General features: G+C 67.2%; 17 protein-coding genes and 1 tRNA gene. 11 read left to right on the forward strand and 7 right to left on the reverse strand.

Annotated features, from left to right (window positions below):
• The first annotated feature begins 65 nt into the window (after positions 1-65).
• From R2733_07070 to R2733_07100, 7 genes are all read left to right on the forward strand, one after another.
• Positions 66-641: a DUF305 domain-containing protein gene (locus R2733_07070; protein MEZ5376264.1), complete on the forward strand. Its 576-nt coding sequence runs from the start codon at positions 66-68 to the stop codon at positions 639-641.
• On the forward strand, positions 638-2,155 hold the full coding sequence (locus R2733_07075; GenBank protein ID MEZ5376265.1) for a multicopper oxidase family protein: 1,518 nt from the start codon (positions 638-640) through the stop codon (positions 2,153-2,155). Before R2733_07070 ends, R2733_07075 begins: the two co-directional genes overlap by 4 nt.
• A gap of 88 nt (positions 2,156-2,243) precedes the next feature.
• Positions 2,244-2,486 carry an SHOCT domain-containing protein gene (locus R2733_07080; protein ID MEZ5376266.1) on the forward strand — a complete coding sequence of 81 codons (243 nt, stop codon included), beginning with the start codon at positions 2,244-2,246 and terminating at the stop codon, positions 2,484-2,486.
• A complete protein-coding gene (locus R2733_07085) occupies positions 2,483-2,902 on the forward strand; it encodes a BlaI/MecI/CopY family transcriptional regulator (GenBank protein MEZ5376267.1) in 420 nt (139 codons plus the stop codon). The genes R2733_07080 and R2733_07085 overlap by 4 nt, the downstream gene beginning before the upstream one ends.
• Positions 2,899-3,759, forward strand: coding sequence for a M56 family metallopeptidase (locus R2733_07090; protein ID MEZ5376268.1), 861 nt, complete (start codon positions 2,899-2,901; stop codon positions 3,757-3,759). The genes R2733_07085 and R2733_07090 overlap by 4 nt, the downstream gene beginning before the upstream one ends.
• A 13-nt stretch (positions 3,760-3,772) precedes the next feature.
• On the forward strand, positions 3,773-4,180 hold the full coding sequence (locus tag R2733_07095) for a heavy metal-responsive transcriptional regulator (GenBank protein MEZ5376269.1): 408 nt from the start codon (positions 3,773-3,775) through the stop codon (positions 4,178-4,180).
• 220 nt (positions 4,181-4,400) lie between these two features.
• Positions 4,401-5,588, forward strand: a complete 1,188-nt coding sequence (locus R2733_07100; GenBank protein MEZ5376270.1) for a tyrosine-type recombinase/integrase — start codon at positions 4,401-4,403, stop codon at positions 5,586-5,588.
• Positions 5,589-5,718: 130 nt separating this feature from the next.
• On the opposite strand, the gene R2733_07105 is transcribed toward R2733_07100, so the two are convergent.
• A tRNA-Met gene (locus tag R2733_07105) sits at positions 5,719-5,792 on the reverse strand.
• A gap of 84 nt (positions 5,793-5,876) precedes the next feature.
• A complete protein-coding gene (locus tag R2733_07110) occupies positions 5,877-6,374 on the reverse strand; it encodes a 2,4'-dihydroxyacetophenone dioxygenase family protein (protein ID MEZ5376271.1) in 498 nt (165 codons plus the stop codon).
• 119 nt (positions 6,375-6,493) lie between these two features.
• On the opposite strand from R2733_07110, the gene R2733_07115 reads away from it, so the two are divergent.
• Positions 6,494-7,354: a methyltransferase domain-containing protein gene (locus R2733_07115; GenBank protein ID MEZ5376272.1), complete on the forward strand. Its 861-nt coding sequence runs from the start codon at positions 6,494-6,496 to the stop codon at positions 7,352-7,354.
• Between the two features lie 18 nt (positions 7,355-7,372).
• Here R2733_07115 and msrA read toward each other — a convergent pair whose 3' ends face one another.
• The 4 genes from msrA to R2733_07135 form a co-directional block, all read right to left on the reverse strand.
• Positions 7,373-8,008, reverse strand: coding sequence for a peptide-methionine (S)-S-oxide reductase MsrA (gene msrA / locus R2733_07120; GenBank protein MEZ5376273.1), 636 nt, complete (start codon positions 8,006-8,008; stop codon positions 7,373-7,375).
• Between the two features lie 63 nt (positions 8,009-8,071).
• Positions 8,072-10,981, reverse strand: coding sequence for a UPF0182 family protein (locus R2733_07125; GenBank protein ID MEZ5376274.1), 2,910 nt, complete (start codon positions 10,979-10,981; stop codon positions 8,072-8,074).
• A gap of 120 nt (positions 10,982-11,101) precedes the next feature.
• A complete protein-coding gene (locus R2733_07130) occupies positions 11,102-13,210 on the reverse strand; it encodes a DivIVA domain-containing protein (protein ID MEZ5376275.1) in 2,109 nt (702 codons plus the stop codon).
• A gap of 129 nt (positions 13,211-13,339) precedes the next feature.
• Entirely contained in the window at positions 13,340-14,485 is a 1,146-nt protein-coding gene (locus R2733_07135) for a S16 family serine protease (GenBank protein MEZ5376276.1), read from the reverse strand.
• A gap of 48 nt (positions 14,486-14,533) precedes the next feature.
• On the opposite strand from R2733_07135, the gene R2733_07140 reads away from it, so the two are divergent.
• Positions 14,534-14,740: a hypothetical protein gene (locus R2733_07140; protein ID MEZ5376277.1), complete on the forward strand. Its 207-nt coding sequence runs from the start codon at positions 14,534-14,536 to the stop codon at positions 14,738-14,740.
• 77 nt (positions 14,741-14,817) lie between these two features.
• On the opposite strand, the gene R2733_07145 is transcribed toward R2733_07140, so the two are convergent.
• Positions 14,818-15,270: a hypothetical protein gene (locus tag R2733_07145; GenBank protein MEZ5376278.1), complete on the reverse strand. Its 453-nt coding sequence runs from the start codon at positions 15,268-15,270 to the stop codon at positions 14,818-14,820.
• Between the two features lie 97 nt (positions 15,271-15,367).
• Between R2733_07145 and R2733_07150 the strand changes: the two genes are divergently transcribed.
• A complete protein-coding gene (locus tag R2733_07150) occupies positions 15,368-16,009 on the forward strand; it encodes a hypothetical protein (protein MEZ5376279.1) in 642 nt (213 codons plus the stop codon).
• Between the two features lie 120 nt (positions 16,010-16,129).
• Positions 16,130-16,435: a putative quinol monooxygenase gene (locus R2733_07155; protein ID MEZ5376280.1), complete on the forward strand. Its 306-nt coding sequence runs from the start codon at positions 16,130-16,132 to the stop codon at positions 16,433-16,435.
• Positions 16,436-16,439 lie beyond the last annotated feature (4 nt).

The following is a 16,439-nucleotide window of genomic DNA, read 5'->3' on the forward strand; positions in this document are numbered from 1 at the left end:
TCTACGACACCGCGTCGTACATTTCGCGGATCCGCAACCGTGCGGGTCTCTCCCGGAGGCACTCGATGATCAGAACGTTCGCAGTGATGGTGGCGCTCGGCGCCGGATCGCTCACCCTGGCGGCATGCGGCGGCAGCGACACCGCCACGTCCGCAGCGGACACGTCCGCCGGTGCTGAGGCGGTGTTCAACGACGCGGATGTCACCTTCGCCCAGGGCATGATCCCCCACCACAGTCAGGCCATCGACATGGCCGCCCTCGCTGCCGACCGGACCGAGAACCCCGCGATCCTCGACCTTGCATCCCGGATCCAGGGGGCGCAGGACCCCGAGATCGAGATGATGCGGGGATGGCTCCAGACGTGGGGCCACGACGAAATGGCGGCCGACATGGAGGGCATGGACCACGACATGTCGGGGATGATGAGCGATGACGACATGGCGGCCCTCGAAGCGGCCAGCGGCGCCGAGTTCGACCGGCTGTTCGCCGAGATGATGATCGAACACCACCAGGGCGCCATCGACATGGCCCAAACCGTCATCGACGACGGAGCCGACCCCGACGTCCGCACCCTGGCCGAGGCGATCATCGCTGCTCAGAGCGCCGAGATCGCCGAGATGCAGGCACTGGATCTCGGATGACCTGGGACCGGCGCCGCTTCCTGACGACCGGCGGCGCGGTCGTCGCCGGGGTGTGGCTGGCCGGGTGCACGAGCGGAAGCTCGAGCCCGTCCACTGCCGCCCCGGCGCCGTCGGGTCGGTTGATGTTGCCGACCGATCCGGCGATCGCCGCCCGAGAGGCGCAACGGCGCGGCGCCGGGTCGACCTCGGTCGACCTGACCGCCGGACCGGCCACGGTGGATCTGGGCGGGATCGTGGTCGACACCACGGGCTATGGCGACAGTGTGCCCGGCCCGGTCATCCGGGTCCGTGCCGGGGATGAGTTGACGGTCCGGTTCCGCAACCAGCTCACCGACCCCACCGTCATCCACTGGCACGGGCTCGCCATCCGCAACGACATGGACGGCGTCCCCCACCTCACCCAGGACCCGATCCCCGCCGGCGGCGACTTCACCTACCGGTTCGTCGTCCCCGACCCGGGCACCTACTGGTTCCACCCGCACATGGGCCTCGACCTCGACCGAGGCATGTACGCGCCGATCATCGTCGAAGACCCGAATGAGCCCGGCGGCTACGACGCCGAGGAGATCCTGATCCTCGACGACTGGATCGACGGCATCGACGGCGCCTCACCCGACACCGTGCTCGCCGACCTCCAAGCCGCGGGCGGGATGGGTCACGGCGGCATGGGCGGGATGATGGGCAACAGCGACAGCGACGGTGGCGGGATGATGGGGATGAACGCCTTCGGCGACGTCGACTACCCGCTCCACCTGATCAACGGCCGGGCCCCGTCCGATCCGATCACCATCGGCACCCGCCCGGGCGGTCGGATCCGGCTCCGGATCATCAACGCCGGGTCCGACACGATCTACCGGTTTGGCATCGGTGGGCACACCCTGACCGTCACCCACCTCGACGGGTTCCCCGTCACTCCGGTCGAGGTCGACACGATCCTGCTCGGGATGGGTGAACGCGTCGACGTGACCGTCGCCGTCGCCGACGGGATCGCACCGATCGTGGCGTCAGCCGAAGGCAAGACCGGCGCCGGACTGGCCTGGCTCCGCTCCACCGGTTCGACCGCGGGCACGCCCGAGCCGGTGTCGACACTGGCCGAGCACTCCGGCCTCATGCTCGACGTGACCGCCGCCGTCGCCGCCGAGTCGGTCGCCTACCCCACCGGCGAACCAGACCGACAGGTCGACGTCGCACTGGGTCAGGACATGGGTGCCTACCGGTGGACGATCAACGGCGCCACCTTCGGTGACCACGAACCGCTCACCGTCGACGCCGGTGAACGGGTCCGGCTCGTGTTCTCGAACCAGACCATGATGGTCCACCCCATGCATCTGCACGGTCACACCTTCGCCCTCGCCACACCCGGCGCTGCCCGCAAGGACACCCTCCTCGTCCCGGTCATGGGCCGGGCTGCCGTCGATGTGATCGCCGACAACCCCGGTCAGTGGATGCTGCACTGCCACAACACCTACCACCTCGAAGCAGGCATGGCGACCACCCTCGCCTACCTCACATGACCCAAGACCCTGGACCGATCAATCAAGCCATACGACACTGTGTCGTAGACAACAAGTCCGAGAGGACGAACCGAGTGGAGGTGCCGGAATGATGTGGTGGCACGGAGACTGGAACGGATGGGCATGGCTGGCCATGTCGGCCTCGATGCTGGTGTTCTGGGGACTCGTGATCTGGGGTGTCGTCACGGTCGCCCGATCAGCAAACCAACCCGTACGGCACAACCTTGACACCCCGCCTCGGGATCCCGAACAGATCCTGCGGGAACGCTTCGCCCGAGGCGACATCGACGAAACCGAGTACGAGCACCGCCGCCAGGTGCTGCGCCGATGACCAGTACCCTCGAACCCGATGCGACACGACCGAGCCAGCCGGTGATGGGCAAGCGGACACGACGCCGCGGTGACGGCGAACTCGAAGCCGACGTCCTCGCCATCTTGTGGGCCGCCGACACCGCCCTCACGCCGGCCGAAGTCGCCAACGCCCTGGCGACCGACCTCGCCTACACCACCGTGATGACTGTCCTCACCCGCCTCTGGAAGAAGGACCTCGCCGAACGCATCGCCCAAGGACGCGGCTACGCCTACCGGGCCGCCGTCACCGAAACCGAGCTCGCCACCCAACGGCTCAACGACACCCTCGCCGGAGTCGCCGACCGACCCTCGCTCCTCGCCGGGTTCGTCGACTCGCTCTCAACCGACGACCAGCAGCACCTGCGCACGATCCTCGGCAAACTCGACCAACCATGATCCGCCTGCTCGTTCCGCTCGCGTTGGCCTTCGCCGCAGCCGCAGCCGTCCCCGTGCTCTCGCGCCGGCTGCGACCGGCGATTGCGGCTCGTCTCCTGGCGCTCACCATCGGCGCGCTCCTGCTCGCATCCTGGGCGACCGCCGCCGCGCTAGCTCTCGCCTACGTCGCCCACCACCCCTGGTTCGGCGAGTCCCTGCAGTGGTGTCACGACGCCCTCGGCGTCCACCACCCCCCACCCACCCTCGTCGGGCTCGGCTCGCTCGCCGCCACCGCCCTGTTGACCGGCCGGATGGTCAGCGTCGCCCGGATCTGGCGTCGCGACGCCGGCACCGACGCAGACCACATCCACCTCGTCGCCTCCGACCGCCCCCTCGCCTACGCCCAACCCGGCCAACGCGGCGGGATCGTCATCACCACCGCCATGTTCGACATTCTCTCCCCCGCCGAACGACGCGCCGTCCTCGCGCATGAACAAGCCCACCTCCGCCACCGCCACGACCGCTACCTCGCCCTCGCCGCCACCATCGACACCCCCATCACGCGACCCCTCACCCGGTGCCTCCGTGCAGCGCTCGAGCGTTGGGCCGACGAAGACGCCGCCACCTCCACCGGCGACCGGACCACCGTCGCCACCGCCATCGCACGCGCCGCCCTCGCAGCCACCCCCGACCCCGCACCAGCGCTCGCAGCCACCGGCGGCGACGTCCCCACCCGAGTCACCGCGCTCCTCCACCCACCGGCGATGGCCGCCCGCTACGACATCGCCGCCATGGCGGCGGCATCCGTCATCGTCGCTGTGACAGCAACCCAGCTCCACCACCTCCTCACCGTCATCGACACCCTCTGCCACCAATGAGGACGGCGGGATCATGAGGATCGGGGAACTCGCCGACACCGTCGGGGTCAACACCAAGACCGTCCGCTACTACGAGTCGATCGGCCTCATGCCAGCACCCGACCGGACCAGCTCGGGCTACCGCGACTACGGAACCGACGCCCTCGAACGGCTGCACTTCATCCGCGAGGCACAAGCCAGCGGACTCACCCTCGCCGAAGTGCAATCCATCCTCGAACTCAAAGACGCCGGCCGAGGCACCTGCGAACACACCCGCCAACTCCTCGCCCGCCACCTCGACGACATCGACGAACAAATCGCCCGACTCCAACAATCCCGAGCCAGAATCCTCGACCTCCAAGACGTCGCCGAATCGCTCGACCCCACCGACTGCACCGACCCCCACCGCTGCCAGGTCATCGACGCCCACCAGGCGCGATGAGCACGCCCTGAGCTGCTCCTGCCTTCGTGCTCCGCGGCGTTGGCCGCCGCCACGTGGCAACCGATCGCAGATCGCTCAGCGCCCAGCTCTCTCACCCTCGGTCCGGCGAACCTCGCCGATGCGTTACAAGACCCCGACCCCGACCAGGTGCCGCCGTCGGCTGCAACTCCGAGGATCTTCGGGTTAACTCCGAAGTCGTCACGCCGGCCGATGGGTAGCGATGACCTACATCGTGCAACGCAAGTCCCGCTTCTACGTCGTCGCCTACGACGGCATCGACCCGATCACCGGCCGAGAACACCGCCGCTGGCACCCCGCCGGCCACTCCCGCGCCGACGCCGAAGCCATCGCCGCCAACCTCGACCTCGAACTCGCGGCGGTCGACACCCCGACCGGTGCCGACCCGCTCACCGTCGCCCGCTACCTCACCGAACAGTGGCTCCCGGTCCGGCGCCATGACCTCGACCCGAGCACCGCCCACCGCTACGGCTGGATGATCGACCACTACATCACCCCCGCCGTCGGGCACCTCCGGCTCCGGTCACTGCGCACCGAACACCTCGACCGTCTCTACACCGATCTCCTCGCCACCGGCGGATCACGCCGGCAGGGCCTCGCCGCCAAGACCGTGTACGACGTCCACGTCATCTGCCGAGCGGCATTGAACCAGGCCGTCGACGCCCGCCTCATCGCCACCAACCCTGCCCACGGCGCACGAGCCCCCAAACCGCGTGGCCGACGACGGCACAGCCCCGACTGCTGGACCGCCCACCAACTCGCCACGTTCCTCGACGCCACCGGCCACCTGCGCCTGCACCCGGCGTTCGTCGTCGCCGCCACCACCGGGATGCGGCGAGGCGAACTCGCCGGGCTCCGCTGGAGCGACTGGAACGACGCAACCCACACGCTGTCGATCGCCCGGACCCGCAAGTCCATCGGCGGGCGCTCCGTCGAAACGCCGGTCAAGACCCGCTCGAGCCGACGAAGCATCGACCTCGACCTCGCCACCGAAGCCACCCTTGCCCGGTGGCGGCGCCAGCAGAAAGCCGACGGTCATCCCGTCGAGCTCGAAGACCCGATCTTCACCAACCCGACCGGCCGGCCACTGCACCCCGAGACGATCAGCCAACTCTTCGCCCGGCAAGTGACCCGACTCGCCGTGCCGGCGATCCGGTTCCACGACCTGCGCCACACCCACGCCACCCTGCTCATCGCCGCCGGCGTCCCCGTCAAGGTCGTATCCGAACGCCTCGGCCACGCCAACCCCGGCTTCACCATGGCCACCTACCAACACGTCCTGCCCGGCATGGGAGCCGACGCCGCCAACCGATTCGCCGCCCTCCTCACCACCAACCGTGACCACCCCGCCTGCCACCCGGACGACGACACCTCGACCGAAGGCCGGTAGACATCCACCGGCTCACCCTCGCGAACACCCTGGTCACAGCTCTGCTGCGAGGCCATCCGGTAGACACCGCCGGTAGACGCCACCCCAGACGCGAAGAATCCCCAGGCCGCTGACCTGGGGATTCACGGAGTGGCGGGGGCAGGATTTGAACCTGCGACCTTCGGGTTATGAGCCCGACGAGCTACCTGGCTGCTCCACCCCGCGCTGAGTGGAAGATCAAGAATAGCGCCCACCCTCGTGACCTGCAACGTCATCGAGAATGACGTCAGTCACCCGGTAGTCCGAGCGTCAGAGACCTACCACGATCACCGGCGCATCGACGAGTCCGTACTGTTCCTCGCAGAGTCGGCGGTAGGAGTGCAGCACCGAGTGCGCATCGGTCACGCTGATCACGTTGTCGTCGTCATCGAGGTTGAGGTTCGCTCCCCAGATGGCGAACGACACGAGCGTGACCTCGGTGTTCGATTCTGGCACGTGCAGGGTGTGCACCGACCCGGCCGGCTCGAACAGGTACGACCCAGAACTGTTCTGCTCGGTTGGCGACTCGAGGTAGTACCAGTGACCGGTCTCGGTGAACGCGTACACCTGGCCGGTGTGGCGATGGCGCTGCAGGGTCGTGCCCGGGTGGAACTTGGTTCGCAGCACCCAGATCCCGGTGGCCAGGTCGACCTGAACGACCTGCAACTCGGTGCCGTCGGGCAGCTTCACGAATGGCAGATCGTCGACCCCACGATGCACCGTCTCCGGCGCCGACGAGCCAACAGGAGATGGCGGGGTGATGGTCATGACGGGCTCCTTCGATCGGCTGGACCGCCGCAGCCAGGGCTGGACGGGTCGGGAACCGAGGCTAGATCACCCCAAACTTTCACTGCCACCGGGACGGCCGCGCATGTCACACTCGAACCATGACCGCCGATGCCTGGAAGCCTGAGCAGTACGACCGCTTCGCCGCCGAGCGGCGTCTCCCGTTCGACGAGCTCGTCGGTCTCTGCCAACCGTTGGCCGACGGCGGCGTGATCTACGACCTCGGTTGTGGGCCGGGCACGCTCACCGCAGAACTCGGCGCTCGCCTGGGCGCCACGGAGGTGATCGGCGTCGACTCCAGCGACGCCATGTTGGCCAAGGCCCGCCCACTCGCTGAGGGACGCAGCGATCTCCGCTTCGAGAAGGGCGACCTCGCCTCGTTCGGCGACCACCCGCTCCCCCACCCTCCCGGGCTGATCTTCTCGAACGCCGCCTTGCACTGGGTCGACCATCACCACGAGGTCATCGCCCAGTGGCGTTGGGCACTCGAACACGGCGGCCAGCTCGCGATCCAGATCCCGACCAACCAGGATCACCCCGCCTACGGGTTGGCGACGCGAGTGGCCGAGGACCATCCCGAATGGTTCCCCGAGGGTCCGCCGCTGCTCCCCTCCGACACCGTCCTCGCTCCCGAGCACTATGCCCAGATCCTCCACGGCCTCGGCGCTGTCGACCAGTACGTGGCCCTGCGAGTGTTCACCCACGAACTCCCGGGCACCGCCGACGTCGTCGAGTGGCTGAAGAGCACGACGCTGAACCCGTTCCGCCTGGCGCTCGACGCTCTCGACCGAGCCGAGGTGGCCGCTGACAGCGAGGACGCGGAACGGCCTGACATCCCCGGCGAAACGACACGCTTCGACCAGTTCTGTCAGGCCTACCGAGACCAGCTGATCTCACAGGAAGGGATTCGACATCCCTACCTCTTCACCTTCAAGCGCATCCTCATGTGGGCCCACTTCTAGCCCGGCAGATGGCCGACCTCAGCTGGAGGCGCCGGCGTAGGCGAGCTGGCAGAACCCGTGGTTGCAGTAACCGCCCGGGTTCTTGGCCAGGTACTGCTGGTGGTACTCCTCGGCAAAGAAGAACGGCCCGATCGGGGCGATCTCGGTGGTGATCTCACCGAAGCCACCTTCGCTCAGCTGCTGCTGGTAGACCTCGCGGCTCGCCTTCGCTGCGGCCAGCTGCTCGTCGGAGTTCGTGAGGATCGCCGACCGGTACTGGGTCCCGATGTCGTTGCCCTGCCCCATGAGCTGAGTCGGATCGTGGTTCTCCCAGAAGATCTTGAACAACGCATCGAGATCGACCTTGGCCGGATCGAACACCACGAGCACCGCCTCGGTGTGACCGGTCATCCCGGTGCAGGTCTCTTCGTAGGTCGGGTTCGGCGTCGTGCCGCCCGCGTAGCCGACGGCCGTCGTGTAGACGCCGGGCGTCTGCCAGAAGAAGCGCTCGGCCCCCCAGAAGCAGCCCATGCCGAACACCACGGTCTCGAGACCGTCGGGGTACGGGCCGGCCACGGGGGCATCGAGCACGAAGTGACGGGCCGGCACGCGCATCTCGACGCTACGGCCGGGCAGGCAATCCTCGGGAGCGGGGACGGTCGTCGGGCGGTTCATTCTGAAGATCATGGTGGTGGCACGCTTTCGGTTGATGCCGATGGGATGCGCAGTCCCGCTCGATCAGGCGGTGCCCGATTCGGAGGTGGGGACTGCGGGTTCGATTCCGAGGATCTCGCCCAGCTTGTCCAGTGCTTGTTGTGCTCGTACCCGGAGCTCCTCGGCTGCTGCCGGATCCTCGCTCTGTAAACGGTCGGCCGAGTCGAGGAATTCCCCTGCCAGGCCGAGGAGTTCGGCGGCGCTCAACCCATCGAGGTCGGTCGGAGCGTCGACGACGCCCCCCGACGAGGTGTCGGTGTCGCTGGAGGTGTCGGTCGACGGCGTCGCCGCCCCCGAGGTGACCTTGGCCAAGGCTCCGGACAGGGTTGGCGACATCCCGATGCGATCACCGCTCACGGCCACGATCTGTGCCAGTTCGGGCACGTTGTTCGTACCGCCGGCGCCGGCGACGTACAGGGGCCGGATGTACACGATCGTGTTCTCGACCATGACGAGCTGCATCTCGCCCCACTGCACCTTCGACCCCTGGAGGTCGAGCGGCGTGATGTACTCCGAGACAGGCGGATACTTGCGAATGTCGGTGTCGACCAGGTCGGGCGCCGCAACGGTGTTGGGCGGCAGCTCGTAGAGCACGAGCTTGCCGGCGTTCGCTCCGTCGGAGCGGCCGACCAGCACACCCGTCAGCTCCGGTCGGTTCGAGCTCTCCTCGGCGCCCGAACTCGGGACGAACGCGCGCTGCACGACGTACTCGATGTCTTCGCCACCAGGCAGCGATGTCAGCCGATACTGCGGCTCCATCAGCCCCTGCGCAGTCGTGGTGGTCCCGGCCTCGGCCTGACGAAGCGGCTCACTGGCCACCCGCCACGACAAGTCGTCTTGGAGGAATTGGACCGGGTCCTCGACGTGGTAGGTGCCCAGCATCTCGGTCTGCACCTTGAACAGGTCGATCGGATAACGGAAGTGGTCGCGCACCTCGACCGGGGCCTCATCGACCGGTGTCAACAGGCTCGGGAACGCCTTCGCATACGCCTCGATCATCGGATCGGCGTCATCGACGACGTAGAACATCACGTCGCCGTCGAAGCCATCGACCACGACCTTCACCGAGTTCCGGATGTAGTTGATGCCACGTGACGAAAGGTCGTCACCGCCGCTGAGTGAGGTGACCCGATTCGACTGTGAGTAGGGGAAGCGGCTGGTCGTCGTGTAGGCGTCGATCACCCATTGGATGCGGCCCTCGGCAACGATCGGGTATGGATCACTGTCGAACTCCAGGAAGGGCGCCAGCGTCCGGGCTCGCTCGACCACGTCGCGATTGAAGATCACCTTCGAGTCGGATGTGACCTCACCGGAGATGAGCGTGCTCAGATCCTGGAAGCGCAGCGAGAACGCCAGGCGGCGCATGAACGACCCCATCGGAACGCCACCATTGCCGTCGTAGCGGTAGCTGGTATTGCTCGATCCGCTCCCGCCCGGATAGTCGATCTCGTCGCGCCGTGCACCGACGACGGCGAACCCGCCAAGTCCCTCGGAGAAGTACACCTGTGGCCGATCGAGGACGGTGTCGAGTCCGTTGCCGATCGACAGGTTCGGCCCGATGCCCTGCATCAGGTACACGAGCTCGCGGCCGTCGGTCTCGTTCGACGACGCAATCGCCGCCGCATAGCCATGGGTGTACGCCAGATGCTGGTTCTCCCAACCCTGATCGGCCTGGCTGAGGCTCAGCATGCGGGCCGACAACACCACCGGCTCCAACTCACCATCGACCACGTAGCGGCCGACGTCGAGCGGCTTCGAGAACGTGTATTCCTTTCGCTGCGCCTCGTCCTTGCGCACCGTCTCCTCCGCCAGCACGGGGTCGAGCACCTGCACCCGACCGAAGACGTCCTGCGACGCGGAAACACCATCCGGGGAGATCGAACTCTCGTACGCGTACGTCTCACGGGTGAGTGATTCCGTCCCGAGGCCATAGGCGAAGCGAGTGGCCTTCAGGTTGCGGTCGATGAACGGCGCCTCCTGCGACGACAGCTGGGGTTCGACCTGGAGCCGCTGGTACAGCGAAGGGAAGATGCTGCCGGCAACGATGTGCACGACCATCCAGATGCCGACGGCCGCGATGGGAAGGCCGAACCCCTTGCGTCGGATGTTGTAGATGATCAGCGCGCCCAGCGACAGCGACACCAAGGTCAACAGGTTGAGCGCCGGCAGCTGGATCTCGACATCGGTCGCCAGGGCCCCGGTGTAGAACCCACGGGTCCCGGTGACGAGTTCGAACCGGTCGAACCAATAGGCCCCGGCCCGCAACGCAGCAAGGATCGCCAGCAGGATCGAGAGGTGCATCTTGACGTTCGGGCTGACCCGATTGTTCACCGACGCCGCCCGGATGCCGCCATTCATGTAGTGGGCGATCGTGGTGAGGATCAGGGTGAAGACCAGTGCAGCGAAGAACCAGTCGATGAGGAAGGTCCAGAACGGGAGGCGGAAGACGTAGAAGCCGGCGTCCTTGTCGAACAGGGGGTCCTTGAAACCGAAGTCGCCACCGTTGCGGAACAGCACCCAGGTTTCCCACTGCCGACCGGTTTGCAGTCCGGCGAAGCCCGCGAAGAACGCCGCGATCGCGATCCGGAGCTTGCCGGCATGCGGACCGACGAGCTGGTGATATCGCTCGATCAGCTCCTCTTCGGGGCCACCGAGCCGTAACGGCGGTGCCATCCGGTCGGCCAGGTAGAGGTTCACCCAGAGCAGCCCGAAGAAGGTGAGGGTGAACACGAACGCAAGGACCACCTGGGTCCGGATCAGCGTGTTCCAGACCGACGACAACCCGATGTTGTCGAACCACAGCCACTCCGTATAGAGCCGGGCGATGCCGCTGGCCGAAAGGAACAGCGTGAACAACAGCACCACACCGATCACCATCGGGACACGGAAGCGGGGCGATCGGCTGGACGAATCGCGGTTCATCATGGGGCGCATTCCCGCCGAGGTTACCGGACCCGGCCGACGAGACGGGAGCGGGGCCGACAAGCAGATGCCCCATCTCCTGAGGGCGCGGACCAGCCCGTCACGCCGTTCCACCCGATGCCAGGGGCACGATCAGGTCGTGACGAGCTGCGCCTTTGCCATGGACTCCGACACCACGAGACACCGGCAGCCTGGACCGCCGAGTGGGAGTCGCAGGCCGGTCGGGAAAGCGCTCGGTTTCTTGACGGCCCCGGCGAGCGTGTTGTCGTGACAATCCGGGCTGGGGTGGTGACGGGGATCGGCGATCCATACCACCTTGGTGTTGTCGGCAAGCGCCGAATAGACACCGATGGCAAACGCTTCAGCCAGCGCGTCGTCGGCCAGCTGGGGCACGTCGTTGGAGCGGGCGTCACGGTAGTTGGCCCGGATCGGTTCGAGGACCTCTTCCTTGTCACCGTCGACACCGGTGATCGACCGTTCGACCCGGTGTCGGAGCGGCGTTGCCACGGAGGTGGCCAACCGCTCGATCAGCTCGCTGACGGCGTCATCGACACCTGAGCCGCCGGAGTCACCAGCCGCTGCAGCGCCGGCCCGAGCGGCGCCGTGGAGACTGTCGGCCACTGCATCGAGGAAAGCCAACACCTGACGCTCGATCGGTGGGAGATCCTCGATGGTGATTTGCTTCTTGGCCTGGCGGACTCGGTCGAGCACGTCGCTCTGATCGTCGGCCAACGCTCGCTTGAGCTGGCGGCGAAGCGCCGGACCGAAACGGGTCATGGCCACGTCACGATCGAGGAAGACCTGCGGCACCTCGGTGTCGTCCTCGTCGTCGAGCTCGATCACGACATCGTCGCCGAGATCGTCCGTCTCGCCTGATGCGTTGGCCTGCTCGTGGAGGTGGGCGAAGATCGCAGGGATCTTGGCCTCACGATCATTCGGCTTCGCCGAGTCGCCAGCTACATCGGCCACTGCAGCGGTCTCGCGAGGAGCGGGTGGCGCCGGTTTGGTGGACACCTTGGTGGTCGCCGGCTTGGACTCGCTCGAAGCCTCCTCGGCCGGCACATCGGTGGAGGCGTCGGCCACTGCCGGCTCGGGTTCGGGTGTGCTGGAGGCTGGAGCCGGCGGTTGCTCGGCAACGGCGTCGACCACACCAACCGCGTCGATCTCTGCGGCTTCGCGTGCTCGCTGACGATCGAGTTCGCTGGCGAGATCGAGCACGACCCGCTCGTCGGGTGCCGACTGGGCGGCCCGCCCGACCTCTTCCATGGCGGCCTTCGCTTCGGGGACCGACGCAGCCAGTTCGTCGATCGCCTCGTCGAGCTCGCGGCGCACGACGGCCAGCGAGCGAGCCATGCGGTCGCGCGCGGCCTTGATCTGATCGAGTTGGGTCCGCCCGGTCCGGCGCTTCTTGATCAGATCGGCGAGGACCTTCTCTCGTACCGACTGGGCCTCGGCCAGCATCAGACGCGTTTCCTCACGAGCGCGATCCCGGGCGTTGTCGACATCGGCTTCGGCCTCGGCGCGCATCTCGGCCGCCGTCGCCTCGGCCTCGCTGCGCAGACGATCTGCCTCGGCAGCGGCCTCGGCCCGCAGGGCGTTCGCCGCCGCCATCGCTGCCTCGTCGGAGCTGGCGGCATTGGCCGTCGCGTCGCTGAGCAGCTTCTCGGCTGCGGCCTCACTCTCGGCTGCGAGCGCCGACGCCTTGGCTTCGGCGTCGGCCACCAGCTTCGCCGTCTCCTCGGCCGTGATCCGCCGGGTCTCGGCAATTTCCTCTTCGGTGGTGCGCTGGCGTTCCTCGGCGACCTTCAGCCGGGCATCGGCGTCGGCCTCGGCGCGGGACCGGATGGACGCTGCGGCGCTCCGTGCGGCCTCGAGCACGTGGGCCGTTTCGGCGCCGACGAGTGCATCGATCCGCGACTCGTCCCAGGTGGTGGGGTCGGAGAGCGCCTCGGCCGCTTCGGCTCGCTCGACGGCCGCTGCGGTGTCGGCCTTCGCCGCCTCGACATCGGCCTCGAGGCGATCGATCTTCGCCAGCAGCTCCTTGCGTTCCGCCAACAGCTCGTCGAGACGGGCGGCGTCGTGCTGGGTGGCGGGGCGGGCCGACTGTTCGGCGCGGAGCTGGTCGGACAGCTGACGGAGATACGCCCGAACTTCGTCGGCGTCGTACCCTCGAAACGACGACGAGAACTCCCGGCTCGCGATCTTGGTCGGATCCAGTTGCTGATCAGGGTCGAGGGCCATCCTTAGATAGTAGAACGCCGGGGCGCCTCTCCTCGTCCACCGAGGCATTCTCGCCACTATTCGTACGCACCCCGATGCGCGTCGTGGCGAGACGGTCAAGCGCGTCGTACCGCCCTTCGCCGAGCCGGATCAACCCTGGGCCATGGCGAACTCCTCGACGGCCTGCACATCGCCGCCGATACGGCCGAGCGCCTCCAGTGCCGCATCGAGACTGTCGACCTCGATCACCTCGACACCATCACCGACCCGTTCCCGCACCACCTCGAGCTCTTCGGGCTGCTGGCTCGATGGGACGATGAAGTAGGCCGCTCCCGACTCGCGCACGGCGACGGCCTTCTGCTCGATGCCGCCGATCGGACCAACCGTGCCGTCGATGCCAATGGTGCCGGTGATCGCGACCTTCGCTCCCCCCGTGAGTTCACCGGGCGTGAGTTCCTCGAGAATGGCGAGCGTGAACGCGAGCCCGGCCGACGGCCCGCCGACCGACCCGGAATCGATGTCGATCTCGAACGGCGGGTCACTGATGTCGGCCAGCGTGGCCGGTGAGATCCCAATGAATCCGGCTTCACCGTCGTCGGGCCGCTCGCCGAGCGTGACCGAGATCTCCTGGGGCGCTTCGGCGCCACGGGTCACCTCGAACGTGGCGACATCGCCGGGCCGGTACTTGCTCAAACGCTCGACCAGCTGCACGTCGCTGGTGATCGGCTCACCGTTGATGCTCGACAACACGTCGCCGACCTCGAGCAGGCCGACCGCCGGGCTGTTCTCGACGACCTGCGCCACCACGACCCCGGCATCGGAGATGGTGTCGAATCCGAGCTGATCGAGCGCCACGGCGATCGCCGTGTCCTTGGCACTGGTCATCCGCTCCAGGTTGATCTCGCGGTTCTCGTCGGGAGTGAGCGTTCCGAAGTAGGTGTCGGCGTCGATGAACTCACCGTCGCCCTTCCACTTCTCGTACAGGTACGTCCACAGGTCCATGTCCTGGCGCAGACGAACCGTCGTGTAGTCGAGCTCGCCCTCGCTGGGGTAGGTCGCAACCCCTTCGACGCTCACCAACGGCTCGGTGTCGCGAACCGAGCCGGGCACGATCGCCACGTACGACGGGCGAATGATGAAGCCGATCGCCGAGATCAGGCTCACCACGAACACGAACCCAAACCCCACCATCAACCAGGACCGGCGTCGCAGGCGGCGGAGTGCCTCGTCTCGACCAGCTAGATTGAGGTCCTCCCCGGACGACAGACCGTCGAGCGGGTCGAAATCAGAGGTCAACGGGTCTTCCTTCGTCGTCGGGCAGCCCAGAACTCGAGGGCACTTCGCATGGAACTAGCGTCACAGACATCGTCAGCTTCGGCCCCGGACTCGAGAAAACGACAGATTCCCCGTGTCCGCACGCCACTGTGGCGACGACTCACTGCGCTCATCAGCTTAGGTTCGCTGGTGGTCATCATCGGCGTCATCCTCGCCGTCGCCCTCGGGTTGGCGTTCCTGCTGACCCTTTTGCTCCTCGAACGCGCCGCAGGGTGACGCCGGCCCGCCCGACATCACCCCACGCAGCGATCATTCTTCGGTTCGACCCCACTCGCAACGAGCAGGGAGCCGTCTCAGCGGCCGAACAGGCCTCGACGAGCGCCGACGCCGTTGTCGGCGTCTGAGCCCGAAACACTCGGCTCACTCGACGACGGGGCCGACTCGGCCGGCGCTGCGGTTTCGACCACCGTGGGGGCGGCAGCAGCCTGAGCGGGCACGTCCTGGGGCGGAGCAGCGGTCGGTGGGGCCTCGACGGCAGGTGCTGCAGCCGGGGCGGCGGGGGGTGCAGCAGCGACAGCGGCCGGAGCGGGGCCACCGCTGAGGAGCTCGCCGGACGCGGAGCGCAGCTCGACTCGGAAGTACGGGCGGTACTCGAAGTTCACCTGTTCCATCCGGTGGATGGTGGCGTGCTCGACGCCCTGATCGTTGCGCAGCTGTTCCACGTATTGCACGGCGTCGTGGATGTCTTCGACTTCGTGATAGGCGGGCTTACCGTCGGTCCCTCGATAGATGACCATGTGAGACATGTGTTGTTGACTCCTTGATTCCTGCCCAGATTACGTTGCGGGCTTGTGCAGGCTTCGCCGCTCCGGATGGCACAGCGCTACTAGCATTCCAGATCTAGTGCTCGATAACCACCCACCTCCCCGATTGCTCGATCTGCGTTCCGTGATCATCGCAGGTCACCGGGCCGATGTCGCGACACTCGAGCAAGCAATCCGTCACGACGACCCGAACCTGCGGGCGGCGGCCCTCGGCGGGCTACTGAGGGCCGATCGGCTCGAGGCCTCACAGCTCGAGCAGTCCTTCGCCGATCCGTCGCCCATCGTGCGCCGTCGGGCGCTCGAGCTGACGGCGCGCCACCACGCCGGCCGATCGCTCGCGTCCGCCGTTGCCGGCTTTCTCGGCACCGAGACCGACCTCGCCGAGCTTGCCGCGTTCGTCCTCGGCGAGCTCGAGGACGCCGACCCGTCGATCGTGGCTGCGCTCGAAGATCAGGCGCTCCACCACGCCGATGCACTCGCCCGCGAGTCGGCGGTCGCAGCGCTCGGTGCACTGCATGCAGGCAAGGCCACGATCCTCGCAGCACTCGACGACAAGGCCACCGTGCGCCGCCGAGCGGTCATCGCCCTTGCGCCCTTCGACGGGCCCGAGGTCGATGCCGCCCTCGAGGCCGCGCTCGCCGACCGGGACTGGCAGGTGCGGCAAGCAGCCGAGGACCTCCTCGGTCCCCCACCGACCGACACCAACGACGGCGAGCCGTGATTTCCTACTGAGTTTCTTCGGCCAAGGTGTCCTGATCGATCACACTCGTTCGTGAGATCACCAACCGCAGGCATCGCGACGCCTGTCAGCACAGCCATCTCAGAAACAGAGGAGCAAGACATGTCGAAGGTGACGATGATGGGCACGATCGCGTGCCAAGACGGCAAGGGTGACGACATGGAGGCCGTCCTGGTCTCGATGGTCGACGCCGCACGACACGAGCCCGGTTTGGAGGTGTATTCCTACCACCGCAGTGACGACGACACGTTCGCGTTCTTCGCCGTGATGGCCGATGCCGAATCTGCTCAGGCACACGGTCAGACCGAGGCGATGCGAGAGGCCATCGCCTCGATGGGACCGCTCATGGCCGGCCCGCCGAAGATCACCATGTACCGCCCACTTGCCGCCATCGGCTTCGAGGCCTGAGGAG

Source organism: Acidimicrobiales bacterium (genome assembly GCA_041394265.1).
Lineage (GTDB): Bacteria > Actinomycetota > Acidimicrobiia > Acidimicrobiales > SZUA-35 > JBBQUN01.